This is a genomic window from Thalassobacillus pellis, assembly GCF_016908295.1.
In the GTDB taxonomy this organism is placed as follows: domain Bacteria; phylum Bacillota; class Bacilli; order Bacillales; family Halobacillaceae; genus Thalassobacillus; species Thalassobacillus pellis.
Genome location: NZ_JAFBDO010000006.1, coordinates 25,361 through 47,621, shown reverse-complemented (window position 1 = coordinate 47,621; position 22,261 = coordinate 25,361). Strand labels below are relative to the sequence as shown.

Here is a 22,261-nt window from a genome sequence, read left to right as displayed (position 1 = left end):
AAAAACCTTTCGTGCATCAACTTTTTATACAAAAGGCCTTCTAAAATGTCTCCGTGTATAATACGCGGAGACATTTTAAATGAGGCCGCTAAGAATGAGAAACAACTTTAGAAAGGTTAACATTATGTTCTTTTAATAAATCCTCAATGTATACTACTTCCCCAGTTCTAATGGATTTTTCAGCCGCAGCCCCAATAGCAACGGACCAAAACCCCTCCTCTACAGAGGCAGTAGAGGTTTGTTTACCTTCTATATTGTCAATAAAATAAGCATGTTCATAAAAGGTAGCACCCCCGTGCCCACTCTGTTGTATAGTTTCAGGGTAGGAAGGGGTAGAGACCTTAGAAGGTTTGCCATCTGAACGCATGAGTTCAAACTGATATCGTGGCAAATTATTCGGCAGAAAGTCTTCCTGCTCTGAAACTTTCATTCGCCCTTCATCCCCACAAAGAATCATTTCTTCAAGGAACATGGGGGAAAACATACACAGATTAAAGCTAGCCTGAATTCCGTTTTCATAAGACACTGTTACAAAAGCATTGTCTATAATATCTGATTTTTCGTTATTATATTCAAACTCGGTAAAGTTCACTGCCATACTTCCTGTCGCATGCACGTGCACTGGCTTTGATTGGGCAAATAAGTTAAACAGATCAAAGTAATGACAGCACTTTTCAACCAAAGTACCACCGGAATACTTAGCGAATTTATTCCATTGATTTACTTTATCTAAAAAAGGAACTCTATGTTCTAATATACTGATTGTTTTGATATCACCTACGTTTTTTCTTTCAAGAGCTTCATGAATGGCTTCAACGTATATTGCCTTATAGCGATACTGTAATCCAATTTGAAAAATCCCAGTATAGTTTTGAGCGATTCGTGTAATTTCAAAGGCATCCTCTAGAGTGGTGGCCATTGGTTTTTCCAGCAAAATATGCTTTCCAGATTTCACTGCTTCTCTTACCATATCAATATGGGTATAATTTGGTGTACAAATGATTAATCCATCTACCTCTGGGTCATTACAGGCTGCTTCTAGGGAATCATATTCTACTAAGCTATTACCTGGAAAATTAGTAGAAAACATCTGTTTTGCTTGTTCAATACTGCTGGTATTGGTGTCATAAATGCCGTGGATAGTGCCTCTTTCTTCAAGCATCGTTACCTTCATATGTTCCTGACCAATGTTACCGGTTCCTATGACATTAAATTTATATTTTGGTTTTGCCCTAGCTGTTAAATACCTATCATGTTCTGGTAAATAATCAAATTTTGAATTACGTGATATATATTTGCTTTTTAACTCTTTTCCTTTTTTAATTTCCAATGTATGTCCCTCCGGTCTAACGCATTTTTTCTTCCTTATTTATACAACAGCCTTTCTATATACAAGTCAGAGTTCTAGTAACGAATCTATCTCTGAATAAAGTAGCCTTATCAAAAGTAGTTTACATAAATGGCTAGGATACAGATTTATAGATTTAATACGATGAGTCTTTCCTCTGTCATTTCTTCAATGGCATAAGCTGGCCCCTCTTTCCCATTGCCACTGTCTTTTACTCCCCCATATGGCATTTGATCTACCCGATAGGCAGAAGTATCATTAATAATCACCCCGCCCACTTCTATTTTTCTCGCGGCCTTCATGGCCAAATTTAAATCATTCGTAAATACGCCTGCTTGAAGTCCATATTTCGAATCATTAATACGGTCTAAAACTTCATCTATCTCCGTATAACTGCTAATAGCTATTACAGGACCAAAGACTTCTTCACAACTAACCTTCATGGCCGGCTCAACCTTTTCTAAGACAGTAGGCGTGAATAATGCCCCTTCCCGAACGCCACCCGTTATAAGGTTTGCCCCTTCGTTCACAGCTTCGTTCACCCATTCTTCGACCCTTTGAGCTTCCTGTATATCAATCATAGGACCTATATCTGTTTGCTCATCAAATGGATCACCTATTCGTAAAGCTTCTGTCTTTTGCTTTACAAGTGATAGAAAAGTTTCCTTTACCTCTTCGTGGACATAGACACGTTGAACAGATATGCAGACTTGGCCGGCATTATTAAATCCTCTAGCAGTAACAAGATTAGCCGCTTTTTCTAAATCACTATCCTTGTGTACTAACGTTGCTGAATTATTCCCTAGTTCCAAGGAAACTTTACGTATTCCCGCCCTTGCACGTAAATACTCACCAACAGGCTGGCTACCTGTAAAAGTAAACATGGCAACATCTTTGTTTTCCAACAGCCAGTTTCCGATTTCCCTTCCAGAACCGGTTAATGTATTCAATCGCCCCGAAGGAAGTCCAGCCTGTTTAAATAATTCAGTAAGCAAAAGGGCAACCATTGGTGTTTTCTCAGCTGGTTTTAATACAACGCTATTCCCAGCCGCTAATCCCGGGCCGATTTTATGGCAGACCAAGTTTAAAGGAACATTAAAGGGGGTTATCGCTGCTATGACACCAACGGGGACCTTTATTGTAAAAGCCATTCTATTTTCCGACCCTACAGCAGCCTCCACAGGAACACCTTCCCCATGAATACGTTTTGCTTCCTCTGCTGATAGAATCAAAGTTTGTATAGAACGATCCACTTCTCCATAGCATTCTTTTAATGGCTTTCCAACCTCTTTTGCTAAAGTTTCCGCAAAAGTATCCCGCTTCTGCTGAAGTAAGTCAGCCGCTTTCATAATTACTTGATATCTTTTATAGGGGGGAAAGTCACTATCCAATGCTTTCTTCCCAGCTTTCACAGCCTGAAAAACATGCTCTTTGGTAGCTACCGCAATAGTGGCAATCGGTTCTTGGGTATATTTGTTTAATACATTACGAGTCTCCATGGTTTTTACAGGCTGACCGTTGATCCACAAAGAAAAGTCATGGATTTCTGTTTGTAACATGCTAAAGTTCCTCCTTAGATATGATTCATAATGATGTTATGATCAATATATTTAAAAAAGTTATTTTCCCTTCATTCGCAACAAACCGTTTTCTTCCAGGAAAAGGGTGGGCTTCCAGATGTTCTTGTAGGACAAATCCCTATCATCTTAACTACCGTTTTAATTCAATACTATATTGGTAACGGTCGGACCTGTATTTCGTTCTAGTGAACTCTATGGGGTGGTCATCGATGCCAAAGCTTAACCGCTTCATCTCAAGTAACGCCTCTCCAGGAGAGATACCGAGCAAGTTTGCTTCATCAATTGTGGCGTTCGTTGCTTTAATAGTTTCGTCTGCTCTTTTTAAATACATCCCATGTGCTTCTAATATTTGATAATACTTAGCCCCCTCAAGATCATGTTGCATTAATACTTCCCCAATCTTCTCCGGCCAACAAGTACGCTCATAAGCAATGGGATCATTGTCAGCAAACCTAATGCGTTCTATAACCAGAATTTTCGAATCCTCTGGGACCTGTAATTTATTTTTCTCAATGTACAAATGATCATAAAATCCGGCCCTTAAGACCTTAGAACGAGGTAAATGCCCCTTTTCCATCACTTCTTCTGCAAAGCCCGTTAACCTTCCAAGGGTGCCAACAAGTTTTGGGGAATTGACAATGGTCCCTTTTCCTTGACGCCTCTCCAATAATCCGTCTTGAACCATCGCTGATATGGCCTGACGAATAGTCGTACGGCTAACGCCAAACTCTTCAATGAGCTCCTGCTCGGTAGGGATAAGGTTCCCTGGAAGCCAAATCTTGTTCTGAATACGATTAACTAATATATCCTTAACCTGGTGATAAAGAGGAGTTGGTTTACTTTGGTCAACAAGCTTCATAATTATCCTTCTTTCGTTAGTGTTTAATTTTATTAGTTCTCATGTTTGTCCTTGATATGGAGCCGTGTTGATTGATGATTTGTATTTCATACCATTTCCAAGAGACAGGCACACTACATGCTGATTATCCGCTGAAAAGTGTACAAACCCAGAGGTAGGTGGTCTTCACTACCTAAAGGAACCTAGTAGGCATCATAATTTTTGCCACACACGGGCTCATGGGAGCAAATTTCTTCACTAGACTATCGCATGGGCTTTAGATACTGAACTTTCTCCAGGATTCTATCCCTTTACTGAGCCTGCTGTCATTCCAGCTATGAAATAACGCTGTAAAAATATATAAGCGATAGTCATAGGTAACGAAGCAATGATGACTCCAGAGAAAATAAGTGGATAATTTGTGAGGTACTGCCCTTGAAATTCAAGAAGAGCGATAGGCAAAGTCTTAACAGAATCGGATTTTAAAAGCAGTAACGGATAAAGCAAGTCATTCCATACAATCACGAGAGAAAAAATAGTCACAGTCGCTATGGCTGGAAGTGATAACGGTAATACAATTTTTGAATAAATCTGCCATTCATTAGCCCCATCCATCTTTGCCGCCTCAAATAACGACTTTGATAACGTTTTCATAAAACCCGTTAGTATGAATACAGCAATAGGAATTAAAAACCCAATAGAGACTAGAATAACCCCCCTTAGAGTGTCAATCATTCCTAACTTTGTAACTAACAAATATATGGGAATCATGTTTACCTGAGTTGGGACCATCATTCCAGCTACAAAAAAGCCAAACAATAAAATACCCATTTTTCCAGATATTCTAATGATGGAGTAACTGATAAGAGTAGCCAGTAAAATCACACAGAATACTGTAATGGCAGTAACAATGATACTGTTTAGAAAGTATTGTAGCATTGCCTCTTTAACAAATAACTCGTAATAATTGTCAAGAGAAAAACTTTCAGGAAGACCTAATGGATCCTTAAAAAGTTGAGATGTTGTTTTAAATGTAGCTAAAAATACCATGCTTAACGGAATGAGAATCACAGCAGTATAAAAAAGTAGTATTAATTGTCTTGGAAATTCTTTTTTTTTCATTGTATTCCCCTCCCCCATTAATACTTAACATCATTTGATTTTAATATTCTGAATTGTACAATGGTTATCACCGCAATGATAATCATAAAAATTACCGAAATAGCGGAAGAATAACCGAATCTAAAATTATTAAAAGCTTCATGATAAAGCAATAAGGATAAAATCTCTGTTGCATAGGAGGGTCCCCCATTAGTTGTAGCTATGATCAGGTCGAATGCCTTGAAACTCTGAATCGTCGTATAGGCAACAACTATAGTAGCCGACGGAGCAAGCAGCGGCCATGTGACATATCGAAACGTATGCCACTTCCCTGCACCTTCTATACTGGCAGCTTCGTATAGTTCCTTTGGTATGGAATGCAATCCGGCAACAAAAATGATGAGCATCTGGCCCGTATGCATCCAAAATTGAATGAACGCTATACTATAGATTGCTATATCGGGATTCCCCAGCCAGGATTGTGTTAAATTTTCAAGTCCTATGGCCGAAAGGGTATTATTAATTACCCCAATATTAGGGTCATACATAAAGTTCCATGTAAAAGCAATAGAGACCGATGCTACGACAGTGGGGAAAAAGAATATAGAACGATAAAAGACATTAGCTTTAGTATTCTTAACCAACATGATGGCAAATACCAAACTTAAAACGGTTTGAAAAGCAAGTACACTAACCGTGAATTTTAAATTATTGGTTAAAGATTGATAAAAGATGGGGTCATTTGTAAATAGCTCAATGTAGTTACTAAATCCGATAAAATTTAGCTCTGCTGCAATTCCGTTCCAGTCAGTAAAGCTAAGAACTAAAGCTGCTATAGTGGGACCAGCAAAGAAAACACTATAAACCAAAAAACCAGGGAGGACAAACATGAACAACGCCCAGTTAACTTTTAACTTCTTCCTTCTAATTTTGGAACTGTAAAAAGGAGAAGATTTCCCTTTTACAGTTCCAGCACTATTATTTAATTGCACGATTCACTTCCTCCTGTGCTTTTTTTGCAGCCTCTTCTGGGTCCATCCCCATAATGACATCATCTACCGCTGTGACAATAGCCTGTTCCACTTCAGGTACTGTAATCATGTATCGCGGTTGAAAAAGGGTTTCTTTTTCCACCCACTTTGCACTTTCCTTGAGTGCAGGTGAGTCATATTCTACCTCTTTTAATGTAAGTAGTTGCCCAGTTTTTTTAGCATAGTAGGACGCATTTTCAGGTTGGGTTAGAAACTCAATAAATTTGGCGGCAGCTTCCTTATATTTAGAGTTTTTGTTAATGCCTAACATAAAGGTTGCCGTATGAATCCCTAAATATTTAGCTTTGTCTTTCGGCACTGTAATTGGGGCAAGTAATCCTAGTTTAATGTCTGGGTTTTGTTGTTTAACCGTCGCCATTATATAGGATCCATGTGCGAGCATGGCTCCTTTTTCTTGCGCAAGCATGGAAGCTGCACCAGCTTTTTTCGTTCCTAGAGGGTTTTCTTGTAAGTATCCGTTATCATTAAGAGTTTTAATTTGGGACAGAGTTTTAACAAACCACTCGTCTGTTAACTTCACTTCTCCTTTTTCGATACGAGCTAATGCATCTGCAGTTGGTTGGTTGTTCATTACCATTGGATTAATAAATTGGCCTGCGCTGATGTCCCCTGACCATAAAAGAGGTATATACCCATTTTTCTTTAAAGTTTCACAAAGTTCTAAAAAACCTTTCCAATCGTCTGGTGGGGTAAGACCAAGTTCTTCAAAAATACCCTTATTATAAACAGGTTGGTTATAAACGAGTTGGAAGGGGACGGCTAATTGCTTACCATCTACTTGTCCGGCTTTAAGTAAGTTTTCGGAAAAACTGTTTAAAAATTCTTGATCACTAAGGTCCTCATAGGCCCCTGCTTTTTGTAACACAGAAAATCTAGAACCTGGGAAACTAGCAAATACATCGGCACCTTTCCCTGAGAGTAAAGTTGGCTGTATTTTGGATTGATACGAATTCGAGGAGTATATATTCATTTGTACCTTGATACCCGGATTTTTTTCTTCAAACTTTTTAATTAAATGACTAAAGGCTTCATTATCTTCTCCCCTCCAATGTACAAAGTTTATCGTTTTAGTTTTTCCATCAGAAGAACTTCCTCCTTCTGCAGTAGAAGCTCCTGAATTGCACCCCATGAGCGAAAGACTAACCACCAGAAGAATTGATAGCAGTACATACATTCGTTTTTTCACTTGTAAGTCCTCCTTTTTTCGATTTCAATCATCATTACATCATTATATTTAAATCATACATAATGACCTTTATTACTAAACCAATACCAAACAAGTTATCATTAGGTACCTATCTTTATTAATAAGGTAATTACCTTTTATTCTTTATCGTCCCCCCATCCTTAAATTTAAAAATCTAGCAAGAAATAAACCAAGCCTTAGATACTTTATTCTCATTATACATAAAAATAAAGCGTTTTCAATACTGAATTTTTAGACTATTCTATTTTTTCGGACTTAAAAAAAATATAAATTATTTACAGTCCAGGTAACTTTCAAATAAAATTCAGTAGGAATTTTTTATGTATTGTACACCTGATAGATAGCTTTTCGCTACAGGCAGGCAAGGTATTGGTCATTCCATGTCTCCATGTGATAAAAGACTTGATTCTTATCAAAGGTCTGTTTCTAAGTCACAGTAAGTAACCCTTAGTAAGAGTTGAACCCCCTTTTCGTCTACCAGATAATATTCCTCTAGCACGGTTTGCTTCCGCTCCGTTACGCATGCCTGCGAAAGGAAACCAGCCCCAAACCGATTGCTTTCCTTTTCTCGGTCATAAAACAAACGTAAACGTCAACGTTTACGTTTGTTTTATGGAACCTTGGTATTTATGTTGCTACCTTATCTCGTATACAGTCGATCTATTTTTGTAATACATCATCATACACATGCAAATTGGCTTGTATTTTGAGTGCTATTGCTTCATCATCCTGGAAGAGATAGACTACCCGGCTGCTTCTAATCGCTGCCTTCCATATAATCCCCTCCTTTTTCACAATCTCCATATCAATATCGGAACTTTATTTTTCCTCTTCCCTTGCCCATGATCTAATAAATAGACACGAACCTTTTGGGCTGTCAATTGGTCGAATACAATGATTTTTAGCTGCTCTAAGATTCGTACCCGCAAGCCGGTGGAATCGCTCATAAAACCCCTGCTTTTTCCTGTTAGAGAAAACGTAAGTCTTGGACTTATGGAATGTGTCCTAAGGATAAATGAAAAAGGAAAGGAGAGTGAACCCAATGAACCTATGATTCTTATCAATGGAGATTATGGTATCCAAACATTAACTGTAGGGATATGTTATGGGTGAGAAATTGTCGCGGGAATAATCTTTTTTATAAGACATAAAACAGAGACATCAATATTAGGAGCATCCCCTCCTAGCTACACGAGTATTACCTTTTGAAATATAAAACAAACGTAAACGTCAACGTTTACGTTTGTTTTATGACTACACTTGTGTTGGTTCACTAACCAATCCTCGATCCTTTTTTTAACACCCTCTAACCAATATTCCACTTTTTGCTACTAACCCATGAACAATCAAAAATTTAGCTAAACCCTTTAGAGCATTTTCTTCATCAGTTGAATACCAAACAATCACCCATGAGCCATCTTTTGAACGTGGATTAAATTAATCATATCAAGATCAGTATGTTTAATTAATGGAGTGATACCTTGTTTGATTGCCTAAAGTATTAATTCTCGCATTTCATTAAATTTACCTATATTATCTGTTTCTTTAAATGAGGGACTTTAGACAGTGTTAATACCATAATAACACCATCCACCAGCCCTATAATTTACTAATTCATCTTTCATTTATCTTCCTCCTCCCACTCTAAAGTAGGTAGGCTTTTTTATACTTTATACTCTTAATTCCTTTTTAACATTTATCGGAACGTCTACCCTTCCTTTGGCGACCACCACACCATTCTTAATTACATATGCCTCAACATAATGATGACCTTTAAATTTCGTTGTTTCCCTGTGAGTATGTTTATCGACTTTTCCTTCCTCGATTTGCCCTCTTATCATATTTCTCTTGTGAGCTATTTCTCCAACGTTTCGAACCTTCCATTTGATATCATATGGTTCTTCAATATCAGCGGATATTATAGCCTTGAACTCTAATTTCTTGTCTGCTTGTAAAAACGGGATTTTTTGTAAAGCTGTTTTCCTCCACCCATCTTGAGTTACTTCGCAATTTACCTCTATTGGATAACGAATGTCTACAGGATACATATTTTCAATGAATTCCTCTGTATCTTTTGAACCGAATGCCTCGAAAAAGCTCTTTTCAACTCTCTCTTCTATTATGTTAGGTAACTTGTTTCCAAAAATCTCTCTCATCTTTCCATACATTTCATCGCTGTCATTAGGAATGTCTTTTATCTTGTTGTATGCATTCTTTGCTTTTGCAACAAACTTTCCCTCTTTATTAAATACTCGTTGGTTACTCCCCACTGCCAACCAATATTTTTGGTCCTTATTTAACCCTTTCAAATAATAGAATAAGTCCTTTAGAAGTTGAGTGTAGTCTGAAAAATCGGCTTTATAATTGTGTGGATTTTCTAGAAAAAACTTATAAACGAGAGTATCGATTAGCAATCCGCCAAACTTAAAACCTTGCTTATTTTTCCACGCCCGCATTAAATTGCATACATTTTGAAAATTGCCATCTGATTCATTCATCATGATTTCACTCTTAGTGATTTCCGGAATAGGTTTGGTGACTTGCCATGAACCACCATTATTGGAATTAGGATAGAGGTAGCTTTCTTCATCTTTATAAAAGTAAGGACATAACTCCACTTCATAGTCGGTAAATTCTAAAACAACCACTTGCCCGTCTCCTCGCACTATCGTTCTTGATGCTAATTCAGATAACGTAGTTTTGACATCCTGCAGCAAATCAGACTGGCCATTATTTTTACGAGCATCATATTTCCTATAGATTTCTTCGGGGAATACAAATGCTATATCCACATCACTAACTCCTTTTATAGCTGTTTTCCTTCCCAAAGAACCTACTAGCAAGAAATGCTCCTCTTCACTTTCATTTCCATTGTAATAGGCTTTATTTAGTTTCTTAGTAATACGTTTCATACGTTTCTCTTTATCTTTGAATTCAATATCCTGCAAGTAATCAATGAACTCTTCGAAAGCTTTCTCTATCCCCATAAAATCCTCCTTAAATGAGCAGATTATAAATGAACAATACAACGACGGTAACAATCACTATAGCTAGTGAACCCACAAGCAAATATAGCGCCCACCTAAATGCTAATGGCATTTTATCCTTGAATTTAAACGGCCTCTGTTCTTCAATCCAATCCGTCTCCAATTGGACAAAAAATTTATAATGGGCATACCAATCGCTGAAAACTATCTGTTGGGTGATCCCCGTTTCATTAAATCGTTTAATAAGTTCGTTATAAGCTTGTTCGTGCTCTTCCAAACGTTCTTCATCATCTTCTCTCGTCCCTTGCACTTTAAAATACAAGTTTCTTAGCTCTTGGTATATCGTATTAATTGTCACACCGGCATCTACGTATTCTTGTTTTTTATCTGCATAATGATTAATAAAAATCGAAGCTATACCAATGGATATTAATAAAACAGATAATATTTTGCTTATCAGTCCTGGTATCTCAAAACCTAGTTGAACAACCCCGGCAGTTAATGTGCCAAGAGCAATAAAATTTGGAACCTTACAGGCCATATCAAATGTGGCGAAATGCTTCTTAGCTCCAAATCCGATATCATATCCCTTTATCGCAATAGACTTTAACAAACTATTCCTATCCAATTTATCCCTCTTTTACTTTTATTTCCCTATTACATTATAGCAAACTAGCAGCTGGGTAGCGCACCTAGAATATGATGCTTTTTTTGTTAGAAAGATATACATGCTAAAATCAATTTTTCATAACCTACCTAAATATTTAAAACAGCAGCCTTTTCGGACTGCTGTTTCATTAAATGACTTTTTGGTTGTAGTGAGAAATTAAGCTTTTGTCACTTCATTAAATTATCACTTGGTAATACCAAGAATGAAGAACGACTATGGGAGTAATGTCCTAAAAGGGAATCTGAACCTTTAAAGATTTTCTTATAGAAAAAAGGAAACGTTTTGGAACTTGCTAAAGAAAGGAGCCTACTATTAAATTTGTAGAAAAACAATAAAGCCCTCTAATTAGAGGATTTTATTGTTCACTATCAACCGAAACCTCTTTTCCATCGTGCCATAGTCATTTGACGTTTATATGTAATTTACAATTTTAATACCATTCTTATTTGTTTTTAAGTAAATGACCATCAAAATAATCAAAGGGACTCTACCCATTGTATTGCTCTCTCATAATCATCAATTATTCCTTCTACTTCATTAGATGGAGGGGTTAAAGCAGTATGAGCAATTTTATGCCTGAAAGTCTTTCTATGTGCACTAATAACTCTCCATAAAGTTGAATTATCTGTTACAAAAGAAAAAGAAGTCTTTGCCTTTAGTTGATAATCACATCTTTGATAAAAGTTTGTTTCTGTTCTTGCTAAATAAGCATCAATAACTGTGGTACTATCACCGTTTTCTTTCATTTTTTCTGTTATTTTTTCTGCTACTGCTATTTCTAAAGCAGCGTTTGCCTCAATAACAGCCGATCTATACTCTCCTCTTTCTAATAAGTTTCTAGCTGTTATAATTAACTCTTTTGAAGGATTAATCCTATAAAAGGATACCAGATTATTTTTCAATTCCTGTAACTCAATGGGTGAAATATCGGGCATCCATTGGCTATGGGTTATAATAGACGGTGCTTTACCAGCGTGTTTATACTGTTCATACAAATTGTTGTCTATATAAGTTTGAACAAAAGTTCCTTCTAAAGTATGAATCGTTAAAGGTTCAACAAAAAAATCATTTCTGACATATCTATATTGCTTTATAAAGGTATTTAGCGCCTTATGATAATGAGTAATAATACCCGTTAATTTATAGAGTTCTCTTTTAGCAACAACTTCTATTCTCATATCATTTTTTTCTTCCTCAGATAATTCTGTATAAATCTCTGCTGCTTTTTTGTTTAGTTCTTCACCATTTATAGGTCTTCCATTCTTAATACCTTCTGAAATAAGAAAAGGTTTTATTGTTTTTTCCTTAATGTCTTCTTCTCTTATTCCTTTAGCCCTCTCCTCTGTAATTGTTATTTCTTTTTCCGTGCTGCAAGTTACATAACTTCTGAGTGGAGTAAAAGCATAGGTTTTAAGATTATTATCCTTAATATATTTATTAAGTTTACTAACTAACCCATCTACATATGAACCTTTACCGGGCTGACTATCAAGATGTAAACGGTACATTTCATCTGTTAAAGATAAAATTAATTCATTTTCTTCATTATTAATACCGTACTTAACTTTTACTTTATAATCTCCAGAAGGGAGCTGTACCATAAATGGCATTTCATTTGAAAATACTGCTTTTAATTTCATAGATAAACCTCACGTTTCTAAAATAGCTTATAATGGAACAAGTTACCTCTTACCGAAAAACCTCGAAAATACAGAAGAGCTCGCTTAAAAAACGTACCCTTTTCTTTCAGCAATGAACATTTAGGGAGTTTCTCTCTATAATGTTCACTAATTTCTGTAATTGTTTTGGCTCATATATTTCATCGAATTCCAATTTCTTGGTGCCATATTGAATCTTTAATTCTTTCTCTAAGATACCATCACGGTGGTAGCGGAGATCCTTGATGGTCTGATAGCGGAACTTTTGCTGGAATTGCAAAGATTTAGAAACAAACCACACGCGTTTGTTTGTAGCGATCAAATACCCTTTTATTTCTTTGTTTCGCGTCTTATCAAACTCACAATGGAGAAACGTCAACCCCTGTTCCTCCGGTTCATAAATGGTTTGGACCAGCTGCTGGAAAAAGTGTTTGTTGGTTTTGACTTCTCGGTATTCATACTCCGTATAATTGGTGTTGTTAAGATCCAATACCTTGGACAATAAAGCAAGTACTTCCTGGTGTTCTTGTTCCTTTTTCAATTCTTTTTGTCTCTTTGCTTCTTCCGCCTGCTTTTGAGCTGCTTCTTTTTTCTTTTGCTTAATGGCCTCTTTTTGGTCTCGATATTCCTTCACTTTTTGTTTCACTTCTTCCGGGTCCTGCTTCTTACTGAACAGACCGACAAAGACATCTTCTACTTTGTAACAAAACGTACGGTAAACGCCCATTTGCTCTCCCCCTAAGCAATCATTTTCTTCGCCACATACATCCTTCTTCCCAGCCACCCTAAAACAATCACTCCCAGCCCCATCAGGTTTCGAGTGTTCTCTTTCTCTTGTTTTTCTTCATACTCGGCGATGCCGATTTGATGATAATGGGTATATACTTTTTTGGCATCCTTATACTTTTCCGGTACACTTAGTTCCTTTCCTTGAAGACCATTTTCATAAGCCATATCCTGGATTTTCAAAACCTCTTCATTTGCTTCGAAGCCTTCTTTGTACCAGGCGATATATTTTTCTTTAGCTAAGTCTGGTTGCTTATAGGTAACCATTTGAAAAGCTGCTTGATATCCCTGATCGAGATACGTTTGCTTCAAAGCTTGTTGTCCTTCTTCGAACCCTTTTTCATAGGCTTCCACAAAATTTTTCTCAGCATCTTGAGGCAGCTCTTTCACATCGTTTTTTCCATCCTCATATCCCTGCGCTTCCAACGCTTTTTCTTTCTGTTTTATGATTTCCTGTACCGCTTTTTGATACCCCTCTTCAAAAGCTGCCTTTAAAGCATCGTGTTGATTATAGGCCGATGGAATTTTTAGTTGATCTGCTTCTTTCCCATAATCATAACCGGCTTGTTGAGCTGCTTGTTTTTCTTTCTTTAGTTTCGCTTTACCTTCCTGATAACCTTTGGTGTATCCCGTGTCATATCCTTCTTGATACGCCTCTGAACCACTATCCAGGGCATCCTTTTTTTCTTTATCGGCATATCCGTCTTTTAATCCAGCGTGATAGCCTTCCTCTTCTCCAGCAGCCTTTTCCTCTTTGGCCACTTGAGCTGGACTTCCATTTATGTTGCTCGTATCATAACCACTCGGAGCTTCACAAGGAATGCCATCATCTACGACATTTCCGAACCCATCCAGCCTTTCTGGATCATAGTCTTTGGTATAGCCTTTTCGGTTCCAATACGCTACCACTTCCTCATAAGAGGAAAAGTCGGAACAATCTTTGTCATTCGGTTGGGACGACTGGGAAGAAGGTGGTGTGCTTGATGTGTTCCCATTAGAGGAAGTATCACTGCCCCCGTTATGATAGTGGTAACCGGTACAAAGTCCTTTGGAAATTGATTTTTGGGAACAGTTATGCCCCCCATTGCTATCGGTACGACCGGAATGAGCTTCTGCTGTGTTATCCTGGAATGTCACCAGGAGAAATAAGGTAAAGATTAAAAGGATAAGTCCCTTCATATGTAATAACCCCCATATTTTGTAAATTACTTAAAGTTATTTTACAAGATTTCAACCAAAATAGACAGGACTTTTTTCACTCCCTTCCCAACTTCCCTCCTACATTTATAAATAAAAACTATGCCTGGACGTAAAGAATTATTTTCCATACTTTTATATCGAAAGGTAATGATTCGCGGGCTGCGAAGGACCCGTTCCCAACCGATGCTTCCTTTTTTTGCCCATAAAAAAAAAAACGTAAACGTTGATGTTTACGTTTGTCTATATGGATCCTTGGTACTTATATGGTGATTCGATCTCGCATACGTCCAATCCATTTTTGCAACAGGTCATGATACACATGCAAATTGGCTTGGATTTTGAGAGCCACTTCTTCATTATAGGTATGTACGGTTAAGTTACGATCATTCACCATCTCCAAAGCGACGATCGCTTCATCGTCCTGAAAAAGTTGGACTTCCCGGCTGCGCCGGATCACAGCTTTTGGAGAACCCACATCCAACCCTTCCATATCGTATAAAAACTGCTTGGCTGCTTTCCAGCTCGCCTCAAAAGAAAATTCAAACCGTTGTATCGCTGCGTCCCGTTCTATCTCAGTTGGTTGGTCGAGCATCGCTAGCTGTTTAAAAGAAGCCAATGCTTTTTCTGCTGCTTCTAATCGCTGCCGTAATCTTTCCATATAATCCCCTCCTCTTCCACCTTTTTCACAAGGGCTATATCCGCATGATTTAAGTCCACCACATCCACTTTATAGGGAATGGTGGATTCTTCGATTGATTCCATAAGTGCATTCCATTTTCCGGGAGGAAACGGATGGGGGGATTCAATCGCTATATCGATATCGGAACTTTGTTTTTCCTCTTTCCTCGCCCATGATCCAAATAAAAAGACACGAACCTTATGGGTTGCCAGTTGCTCAAGTACAATGGCTTTTAGCTGTTTTAAGATTCGTTCCCGCAGTTCGGTGGACTGTCTCATAGTACCCCTGCCTTTTTTCTTCATTATAACGTACGCCTAAAAGGATTACTATCTATCTCCCTCCTATTTCCCGTTAGAGTAAACGTATATCTTGGACAGGAGGAAGGTGTCCTAAAGATAAAAGGGATGGGAAGGAACCCGAGTAACCTATGGTTAAAGGTAGCGTGAGGAAAATGGGGATTTACAACGGTAAGGAAATACAAATAAAAAATCTAAATGCCTAATATATCGGTGTAATATGTGAGAAATGAGGCTCTAGTTACTTGATTAAAGCGCCAGTTTGTGGAAGATCGTTCTTAGACTAATACGCATCAACTTAATTCCAGAGAAGCTTACTATGGTTTAAGACTTGGATTCAAAATAAATATACACGTCACATTGGGATAACACTACTATTTATGTTTTTATCTCCCATTGTATTTTTCACGCTTTAACTGAACGAGAGATACCAGAATAAGAATAACACCTAGGCTCATTGGTAGTAATGGATACATGAAAGGGAAAAATATCGTAGGGTAGCTCTGCCATGCATTTGTATAGAACCCTAACCTATGAGGTGCAACCACGCCTGCGTTTAGTATTTTAGTTTGCAATGCACTCCTTTGATTTAGTCTGAAATCATCCCTATGTATGCTGCCATCTAGATCGAAAGTATATGTAGTGTACTTTAATTCATGAGACGAAGCTCCGCCAGTAATGTCCCCATTCGGCAATTCTTTTTGTATCTCTCTTGTTTTTTTCAAAACCACTACTAATGATTTTTTTTATTCTTTTTAATATCCTCTATTTCTATAAAGGCTATGTCTCCCCAATATCTACTTAATCCACTTTGCTCAACCCTCACTGGATATTCTTCCAATAATTCCTTGGCCTTTCCATCAACGATTAAAGCTAAATTACCTATTGCTGTTTTATGTTCCCAAGGGTCAACAAAGGTGTCATTATTCTTTAAATCTTCATCAATCTTTATTGAATGGTTTGCGTATTCAAAATACGGCTCCCTAGGAGGATAATCATTATTAAAAGAGGTAAGGTTGTATCGACTTTCCATTAGAGATGCATGAATGAGTTCAACAAACATTTTTGGTCCTAAGGGAACTGAACTTTAAAAAGTAAAGCTCCGCATAATAAAAAAACTTTTTCTTTTTCATCAAAAATCTCCTAAGACCTTTACTCTTTTCTAGCAACGCAACATTAAACTAATATTTCCCTTTAAAATGCCCCTTATTACAAAACATGATATCGAGATACCTTTAGGATTCCCAACTAACTCTCCCAATAGGTTAATAATCTAATTCACCGTTTCTACTTCAAACTTTAATCTATCTAAATCCCAGACATCTTCATCATAATTTTTGATAACTTTCACCTGTACTTTTTCGCCTTCACCATATTTCTTTGGATTGGACACTTGTATAGTTTGGGAATCTGGCTTATTTTCAAATTCATATGACTGTGTAGAGGAGCCTGCATCGCCAACTGTAGTCCAGGATTTGATTTCAATTTCCATATCCCCACTTTTTTTATTGATTTTTTTTATTTCTCCTTGAATAAATGTTCCTTCTTCAACCTGTGAACAACCTATCAAAGTAATAGCTAAAGTTGCAATAATGAAGAACATCTTGCTTTTTACCATTTGGTACTCCCCCTTATTCCCCACCATATGTATCACACTAATGACCTCTGTGGTCTCATTTTTCTGTATCTCTACTCTGCTAATCTGCCATGAAACAATAATATTTTCACTACTTCCTTTTACATTTATTCCCTATTATAAATAACCTCTTATTACAGGTACGATACCAATCCAATTTAGTTTCAAACTAATTATCTAGTACTGTGTCTTCCACAATACTACCCAAACATTAAAAAGAGGGCGATCCTTTGTATTAGAATTGCCCCTATTCCAGAAGGATCAGTTTCAAGGTTTCTTATTAGTTTATTTAAGTACCACCTTGTAATCTATAAACCACATATTCTTTTTCATTTTTCTTTAGGAAAAGAAGCGTTGGAACTGTATTTTGTTCTTCTGTTATTTTTTGTCCTTCTTCTGACATCATTATTTCCATACCTATTACTTTTTTTCCAACAGCTTCGACTTGTCCATACTTTTGATTGAACTCTTTCTCGGTATAGATAGTAGAACCCTCATAAGCCCTTCCATTAAATTTCACAGTATCTTCTATACCACAAGAGGCTAAAAGCAAAATTGAATTAATTATTATTAGAGTCTTACATATTTGGATTCGCATGATCTCACTCCACATAACCACCCATACATAATCTTGCTTTTATGAACACTCTAGAAGCTTATTTAGTGATTGAGAAAGGAAACCCGTTCCAAACCGACACTTTCCTATTCCCCCCCTAAGTGCTTTTCATTTTTGAATAGCGGCTAAAATTCCATCTTCAAAATAAAGGTACTGAAAACCCGGATAAACCCATTGTTCTCTTGTTCCATATTTTGTTTGAGTAATATTTTTATCTTCAGGCTCTCCCCAGCTTGAACTCAACACTTCTTCTTTAGTCATACCAATGGATACGCCTGTTTTCTTCTCAATATTATTGTTAAAGATATCTAAGTCGAGTCTGTTAGCTAAAATTCTCATATGTTTTTTGATTTCAGAGTTTGGGTTATTGATTTCATCCAAATATTTCTCTACATCCTTTCTTGAATATACATAAGAATTTCCAACTAAAATTTTCTCAGACACTATATATGCATTTGCTAACCGATTTAAATTTGTTATTGATTTATCGCCACTGCCCGCTGTAATACTCTCTAATTGACTATACTGCTTATTTTCTAATAAAGTTATATATTTTTCAATTTTCTCATTCTCATAATTCTCATAAAGTTTTTCGAAATCAATCTCTTTAGTAATTCGCTGCTTAGTAGAATCATCAAGTTCGGAAAAGTCGGAATAAGCCACTTCCAATAAATTTTCATCTTTGGATGCTTTTTCTAGAAAAGATACCAGTAACCTATCAGCTTTTTGTTGTAATTTTTTATCGATTATGGGATTTATTTTATATTCAGAAATAATTTTAAAATCAGCACCCATGTCCACTAATTTTTGCATATTAACTAATTTATTTACATCTTCATAATGGTATTGGTTGTTTACACTTTTTCTTTTTGTAAGCTGCTCATCTTCAATTATAGATAATGCTTCCTCAAATTTTTCTTTTTTGATCAATTCATTTACTTTATGTACTTGCACAAGGAGTTGATAATCATACTCGGTTTCTTTCACATCTGATTTAAGTAGTTCATATTCTTCTATTTTACTTATGGCTTCTTCATACTTTTCCTTTTCGATTAACTGATTCACTTCCTCAGCTTTTAAGCTTGTTGAGCAGCTTGCTAAAAAAACACTAAAACATAGCAACAAAGCCAACCTACACACTACTACTCCCCCTTTTTGTTATACTTATTGTACTACATACCGTTACATAATTGGTAAAAATTTACTTTAATGAAAGCAGTTCATTACGCTTTTATCACTATTTCTGATCATACCTGTTGCTGTATTGGTAAATTACAAAAGTTTATTAGAATCCAGGATTTCTTTTAGAGTCAAGAAAATCTGATGCTTAAATTTTTTAAAAATTTTCAACACAAAAAACAAACGTAAACATCAACGTTTACGTTTGTTTTTGTTAGTTATATTTAGTTATATATAGTAAAGGTCCTTACCTTTCCTTCTTTTTTTTCATCGGAATGCTGTGTTTTTTGCCATTCGCAATCATTTTCTTAGCTAAGTCCCTTGCTTCTTTTTTCGACATACCCATGACACCTTCCCCTTTCCTTCGCTGTTAGCACCATTTTTGCCAGATTGATAACTTCCTATACATACTCCCCCGTCCTTCCCCATAGATTAAGAGTAAGACTTGGACAAAGGGAATGTGTCCTAAACATAAATGCGAAAATTTAGGTGGGGATGAGCATGATACAGGGGAAAGAACGGAAAAAAAGAAGCGATAAAAAAATTGATTGCAAACCAACCATTTCGATGCAATTAAAAGAATGCATCTACCGATTAGCGTATATCACCAACACACCCGTGAAAGATGTGGCGGAAGAAATTTGTGTCGTTGGCCTCCGGTCTCGAAACGTCATCGAATACCTTTCGCAATTTTTCCGGAGGGATTTCCGTTTGGGGAACACGTTTTACATGGGAGACCTGGAAAGAGAGTCCTTACAAGCTAAAAAAGATAAAGAAAAAACAGGACGGGTCACCATCCGTTTTCCGCAGCGTACCCATGAACGGATCTGTGCCCTAGCCTACGCCTTGGACGTGACGCCTTCCCGAGCGACAGCCATTTTATTAGAGGCAAGTATCACCAACACGAATTTCAGCAATGCGTTCACCAGACACTACCTACAAGGGAAGCTAGACGAAGGACGGATGCGGGAATTGAAGAAAGTGATGCGTTTTATCAATCAAAACAACCCCTATGAAGAAGAAATTTCCTGGGGGGTATTGCTTTCCTACCTATATGAGGAATTGAAGCTGGGAGCCAACCACGTCGCAAACAGCCTTCATGTTTGGCTAGATCAAAAGAAATAATAATAATACTAAATTTTTTAGTAATGTCCGTTGGGATACAATCATATTGTCTCTCTCGAAGAGACTTCTCCATGCTAGATAAGAAGTAATAACAAAAAACAAACGTAAACATCAACGTTTACGTTTGTTTTTTGCTGCGATATAAAAGGGCCATCTATGCCTAGGGATATGGACGAGTTATAAATCCCCATGACTTTTCCTTAAAGATATGCCAATGGAAGGAGTTTCTCTACCTTCCTTGTCTCTTTGTTCGATAAAAGATACCAATGCTTGCTTCCCTTCCAGTAACAGATAAGCTTCTTCAAGCAACGAGCGAACCGGAATTCCGTCGCCTTCTATTTCCCATAGCTGTATTTGAATCATCGGAAGGTGCTCTTGCTCGTAGGGGACGAAAAAAGATGGAAACGTTTCTTGTACATTCCTATAAATGTCGATGGCATTCCCTTTTTCCAGCTTCTTTACATACAGAAAGCTCTCCGAATATTTCTTATCTAACACCTTCATTTGCACCTCAATCACTTGCTACACCTCTTTTGCAAGTACACACACGACGGTGCATGAACTGCTGTTTTTCTCTTACTATTAAACAGCACTATATAGTAGGTAGGGGACCAATGCAAGAAATATGAAAATAGAGAACAAGGGAGGGATGCTTCCCCGTTGAAAACAGAGCACGTGTACTACCGTTTAAATCAAACAGTCTCAAACTCAAAAACTTTCCATCTATCATCCACTCGTTTTAAGGACAACTGCATCGTAATCGTCTTGACACCTTGTTTGCCATTGGCTAGATTCTTCATTGTCTGTTCAAAGATCACATAAGCATGGCCTTTTTCTTTATTCACTGTGGTGTATACTTGTACCTCCTCCACGTCGTGTACATACATCAATCCCTCCCCCTCTTTCTCTCCCTCCGGAAAAAGGTGCTCATATAACGCGGTGGTCATTACCGTCTTCGCATTAGCCTTTCGTTCTTGGGCATTGTCTTCGGTCACCTGAAAGACAGAAGTGACAAAGACACGGACCGTCTCTTGGATTTGTTGCTTCTCTGATCGTTCTTCCCCCTTCGATTGGGAACGGAGATAATGTTGGAAATACGCCAGCTGCTCTTCCTGCCGTTGGATGGTGGCTTCCAATTTTTCAATAGCAACCGCCTGTTGATCAATTGTACGAAACGCCATCCAGGTGCCCATACCGACCAAAAGAGCGAGAAAAAGAATCAGGGTTTTCCATATCCACTCATGCATCATGACGCCCCTCCTTCCGAAGATAAGCCAAGCAAAGGCCCTGGATTCATATGATCCTTCCACGGCGCCCGCTTTGCTTCAAAATGGAGGTGGGGACCGGTGGAAGAGCCAGTCGTACCACAAATGCCAAGCGTTTGTCCCTGTTCCACGAGGTCTCCTTTGACAACCTTCCGAGAAGAAAGGTGCGCATATGCTGTAAACAACGCTTTTCCATGCTGGATGATGACATAATTCCCGTACCCCGGCGACCCATCTGAACTGGTGTGGAAGTCTGCATAAATCACTTTACCTGCGCCAGCTGATCGAATAGGAGTGATATGGTTGATGCAGCCAAAATCCATCCCCGTATGGATATCTGGTCTCCCACTGATCGGATGCGTTCGCCTCCCATAATCGGAGGTCGTTGTTAAAGCTCCGGCGATCGGAGAAATCCAGTCCCCTTTGCCGGCGACCACCTGGCTGTAATCATAATACTGCAGCACCGCATCCACATAGTATATATCCCCGTAGCAAGCCTTATAGGGAAGCGCCTCGGGACGGATGCAGCTATAATCGCCAGTATCCTTCAACCGGTGATACATCATCGCGGAAAAATCAATGGCTAACTCCTGGGTGTAAGCACCGCCGCGTTCCTGCACGTAGTCGATAAAGCCAGGGCCGAAATTGTAACTTTGTAACGCCAGTTTGATGTCCCCCTCGGCCTGTTCCAACACAGCAGCAAAGTACTTCACGCCCTGTTCAATGGATACTTCCGGATCCTGGATACATCCCACTGACCCGCAGAGCGATTCCGAGGCTTGCATCGGGTCTTTCCCCCGTCCTCCCGACTCCTGCATCATTAACGCCAAAAGCAACCCAACATGTTGTTCGATCCCGTATTCCTCCGCATAACGGGCCACCATCGGTTTATGTTCCAACACCGCTTCCGACAGGTGCATGGCTTCTCCTTCTTCACCTGGAAAGACCTGATCAAGCGTACTGCTGGCCAGAAAAAACACGAAAAGCCCTGCCCCACCGAACAATCCTATGATGAGAAGATATGGCAATAACACTTTC

22 protein-coding genes are annotated in these 22,261 nt (G+C 37.9%); 1 reads left to right on the top strand and 21 read right to left on the bottom strand.

The annotated features are described in order from the left end of the window. Window positions 1–88: 88 nt before the first annotated feature. The 18 genes from JOC33_RS16570 to JOC33_RS16485 all read right to left on the bottom strand — a co-directional run bounded on the left by JOC33_RS16570 (window position 89) and on the right by JOC33_RS16485 (window position 18,794). Window positions 89–1,330: a Gfo/Idh/MocA family protein gene (locus JOC33_RS16570; RefSeq protein WP_239534272.1), complete on the bottom strand. Its 1,242-nt coding sequence runs from the start codon at window positions 1,328–1,330 to the stop codon at window positions 89–91. 146 nt (window positions 1,331–1,476) lie between these two features. Further along, complete coding sequence (locus tag JOC33_RS16565; protein ID WP_205093658.1) at window positions 1,477–2,907, bottom strand: aldehyde dehydrogenase family protein; 1,431 nt, start codon at window positions 2,905–2,907, stop codon at window positions 1,477–1,479. Between the two features lie 151 nt (window positions 2,908–3,058). Then, complete coding sequence (locus JOC33_RS16560) at window positions 3,059–3,787, bottom strand: GntR family transcriptional regulator (protein WP_205093657.1); 729 nt, start codon at window positions 3,785–3,787, stop codon at window positions 3,059–3,061. Between the two features lie 282 nt (window positions 3,788–4,069). Beyond that, window positions 4,070–4,888 (bottom strand): carbohydrate ABC transporter permease, encoded by an 819-nt coding sequence (locus JOC33_RS16555; protein ID WP_205093656.1) that lies wholly within the window; start codon window positions 4,886–4,888, stop codon window positions 4,070–4,072. A 17-nt stretch (window positions 4,889–4,905) separates the two neighbouring features. Further along, entirely contained in the window at window positions 4,906–5,757 is an 852-nt protein-coding gene (locus tag JOC33_RS16550) for a carbohydrate ABC transporter permease (protein WP_205093786.1), read from the bottom strand. A gap of 88 nt (window positions 5,758–5,845) precedes the next feature. Next, the gene (locus JOC33_RS16545; RefSeq protein WP_205093785.1) at window positions 5,846–7,093 is read right to left on the bottom strand and encodes an ABC transporter substrate-binding protein; all 1,248 of its coding nucleotides are present in this window, start codon (window positions 7,091–7,093) and stop codon (window positions 5,846–5,848) included. 824 nt (window positions 7,094–7,917) lie between these two features. Further along, window positions 7,918–8,073 carry a hypothetical protein gene (locus tag JOC33_RS16540; protein ID WP_205093655.1) on the bottom strand — a complete coding sequence of 52 codons (156 nt, stop codon included), beginning with the start codon at window positions 8,071–8,073 and terminating at the stop codon, window positions 7,918–7,920. Window positions 8,074–8,796: 723 nt separating this feature from the next. Continuing rightward, complete coding sequence (locus JOC33_RS16535) at window positions 8,797–10,113, bottom strand: nucleotide-binding domain-containing protein (protein ID WP_205093654.1); 1,317 nt, start codon at window positions 10,111–10,113, stop codon at window positions 8,797–8,799. A 10-nt stretch (window positions 10,114–10,123) separates the two neighbouring features. Next, on the bottom strand, window positions 10,124–10,741 hold the full coding sequence (locus JOC33_RS16530; RefSeq protein ID WP_205093653.1) for an SLATT domain-containing protein: 618 nt from the start codon (window positions 10,739–10,741) through the stop codon (window positions 10,124–10,126). Between the two features lie 518 nt (window positions 10,742–11,259). After that, window positions 11,260–12,423: a hypothetical protein gene (locus JOC33_RS16525; protein ID WP_205093652.1), complete on the bottom strand. Its 1,164-nt coding sequence runs from the start codon at window positions 12,421–12,423 to the stop codon at window positions 11,260–11,262. A 106-nt stretch (window positions 12,424–12,529) separates the two neighbouring features. Then, entirely contained in the window at window positions 12,530–13,168 is a 639-nt protein-coding gene (locus JOC33_RS16520) for a PH domain-containing protein (RefSeq protein ID WP_205093651.1), read from the bottom strand. A gap of 11 nt (window positions 13,169–13,179) precedes the next feature. Then, entirely contained in the window at window positions 13,180–14,406 is a 1,227-nt protein-coding gene (locus JOC33_RS16515; RefSeq protein WP_205093650.1) for a YHYH domain-containing protein, read from the bottom strand. A 280-nt stretch (window positions 14,407–14,686) separates the two neighbouring features. Continuing rightward, a complete protein-coding gene (locus JOC33_RS16510) occupies window positions 14,687–15,085 on the bottom strand; it encodes an HI0074 family nucleotidyltransferase substrate-binding subunit (protein ID WP_205093649.1) in 399 nt (132 codons plus the stop codon). Further along, complete coding sequence (locus JOC33_RS16505) at window positions 15,061–15,384, bottom strand: nucleotidyltransferase family protein (RefSeq protein ID WP_205093648.1); 324 nt, start codon at window positions 15,382–15,384, stop codon at window positions 15,061–15,063. Before JOC33_RS16505 ends, JOC33_RS16510 begins: the two co-directional genes overlap by 25 nt. Window positions 15,385–16,135: 751 nt before the next feature. Next, the gene (locus tag JOC33_RS16500; protein WP_205093647.1) at window positions 16,136–16,465 is read right to left on the bottom strand and encodes a hypothetical protein; all 330 of its coding nucleotides are present in this window, start codon (window positions 16,463–16,465) and stop codon (window positions 16,136–16,138) included. Window positions 16,466–16,675: 210 nt separating this feature from the next. Beyond that, entirely contained in the window at window positions 16,676–17,020 is a 345-nt protein-coding gene (locus JOC33_RS16495) for a hypothetical protein (protein ID WP_205093646.1), read from the bottom strand. Window positions 17,021–17,327: 307 nt separating this feature from the next. Continuing rightward, window positions 17,328–17,636, bottom strand: coding sequence for a hypothetical protein (locus JOC33_RS16490; protein ID WP_205093645.1), 309 nt, complete (start codon window positions 17,634–17,636; stop codon window positions 17,328–17,330). A 126-nt stretch (window positions 17,637–17,762) separates the two neighbouring features. After that, entirely contained in the window at window positions 17,763–18,794 is a 1,032-nt protein-coding gene (locus JOC33_RS16485; RefSeq protein WP_205093644.1) for a hypothetical protein, read from the bottom strand. A gap of 540 nt (window positions 18,795–19,334) precedes the next feature. Between JOC33_RS16485 and JOC33_RS16480 the strand changes: the two genes are divergently transcribed. Next, window positions 19,335–19,958, top strand: coding sequence for a hypothetical protein (locus tag JOC33_RS16480; protein WP_205093643.1), 624 nt, complete (start codon window positions 19,335–19,337; stop codon window positions 19,956–19,958). A 177-nt stretch (window positions 19,959–20,135) separates the two neighbouring features. Here JOC33_RS16480 and JOC33_RS16475 read toward each other — a convergent pair whose 3' ends face one another. From JOC33_RS16475 to JOC33_RS16465, 3 genes are all read right to left on the bottom strand, one after another. Then, on the bottom strand, window positions 20,136–20,477 hold the full coding sequence (locus JOC33_RS16475) for a hypothetical protein (RefSeq protein WP_205093642.1): 342 nt from the start codon (window positions 20,475–20,477) through the stop codon (window positions 20,136–20,138). A 173-nt stretch (window positions 20,478–20,650) separates the two neighbouring features. After that, on the bottom strand, window positions 20,651–21,208 hold the full coding sequence (locus JOC33_RS16470; RefSeq protein ID WP_205093641.1) for a hypothetical protein: 558 nt from the start codon (window positions 21,206–21,208) through the stop codon (window positions 20,651–20,653). Continuing rightward, entirely contained in the window at window positions 21,205–22,257 is a 1,053-nt protein-coding gene (locus tag JOC33_RS16465) for a lysozyme family protein (RefSeq protein WP_338054548.1), read from the bottom strand. The genes JOC33_RS16470 and JOC33_RS16465 overlap by 4 nt, the downstream gene beginning before the upstream one ends. Window positions 22,258–22,261 lie beyond the last annotated feature (4 nt).

What these genes read in the sequence shown, in the direction of transcription:
- JOC33_RS16505 (WP_205093648.1), bottom strand. Translation starts at nt 15,384, where the DNA reads ATGAGACAGTCCACCGAACTGCGGGAACGAATCTTAAAACAGCTAAAA.
- JOC33_RS16495 (WP_205093646.1), bottom strand. Translation starts at nt 17,020, where the DNA reads ATGGTAAAAAGCAAGATGTTCTTCATTATTGCAACTTTAGCTATTACT.
- JOC33_RS16540 (WP_205093655.1), bottom strand. Translation starts at nt 8,073, where the DNA reads ATGAGCGATTCCACCGGCTTGCGGGTACGAATCTTAGAGCAGCTAAAA.
- JOC33_RS16535 (WP_205093654.1), bottom strand. Translation starts at nt 10,113, where the DNA reads ATGGGGATAGAGAAAGCTTTCGAAGAGTTCATTGATTACTTGCAGGAT.
- JOC33_RS16480 (WP_205093643.1), top strand. Translation starts at nt 19,335, where the DNA reads ATGATACAGGGGAAAGAACGGAAAAAAAGAAGCGATAAAAAAATTGAT.
- JOC33_RS16520 (WP_205093651.1), bottom strand. Translation starts at nt 13,168, where the DNA reads ATGGGCGTTTACCGTACGTTTTGTTACAAAGTAGAAGATGTCTTTGTC.
- JOC33_RS16555 (WP_205093656.1), bottom strand. Translation starts at nt 4,888, where the DNA reads ATGAAAAAAAAAGAATTTCCAAGACAATTAATACTACTTTTTTATACT.
- JOC33_RS16545 (WP_205093785.1), bottom strand. Translation starts at nt 7,093, where the DNA reads ATGTATGTACTGCTATCAATTCTTCTGGTGGTTAGTCTTTCGCTCATG.
- JOC33_RS16490 (WP_205093645.1), bottom strand. Translation starts at nt 17,636, where the DNA reads ATGCGAATCCAAATATGTAAGACTCTAATAATAATTAATTCAATTTTG.
- JOC33_RS16510 (WP_205093649.1), bottom strand. Translation starts at nt 15,085, where the DNA reads ATGGAAAGATTACGGCAGCGATTAGAAGCAGCAGAAAAAGCATTGGCT.
- JOC33_RS16525 (WP_205093652.1), bottom strand. Translation starts at nt 12,423, where the DNA reads ATGAAATTAAAAGCAGTATTTTCAAATGAAATGCCATTTATGGTACAG.
- JOC33_RS16470 (WP_205093641.1), bottom strand. Translation starts at nt 21,208, where the DNA reads ATGATGCATGAGTGGATATGGAAAACCCTGATTCTTTTTCTCGCTCTT.
- JOC33_RS16550 (WP_205093786.1), bottom strand. Translation starts at nt 5,757, where the DNA reads ATGTTTGTCCTCCCTGGTTTTTTGGTTTATAGTGTTTTCTTTGCTGGT.
- JOC33_RS16500 (WP_205093647.1), bottom strand. Translation starts at nt 16,465, where the DNA reads ATGTTTGTTGAACTCATTCATGCATCTCTAATGGAAAGTCGATACAAC.
- JOC33_RS16515 (WP_205093650.1), bottom strand. Translation starts at nt 14,406, where the DNA reads ATGAAGGGACTTATCCTTTTAATCTTTACCTTATTTCTCCTGGTGACA.
- JOC33_RS16560 (WP_205093657.1), bottom strand. Translation starts at nt 3,787, where the DNA reads ATGAAGCTTGTTGACCAAAGTAAACCAACTCCTCTTTATCACCAGGTT.
- JOC33_RS16565 (WP_205093658.1), bottom strand. Translation starts at nt 2,907, where the DNA reads ATGTTACAAACAGAAATCCATGACTTTTCTTTGTGGATCAACGGTCAG.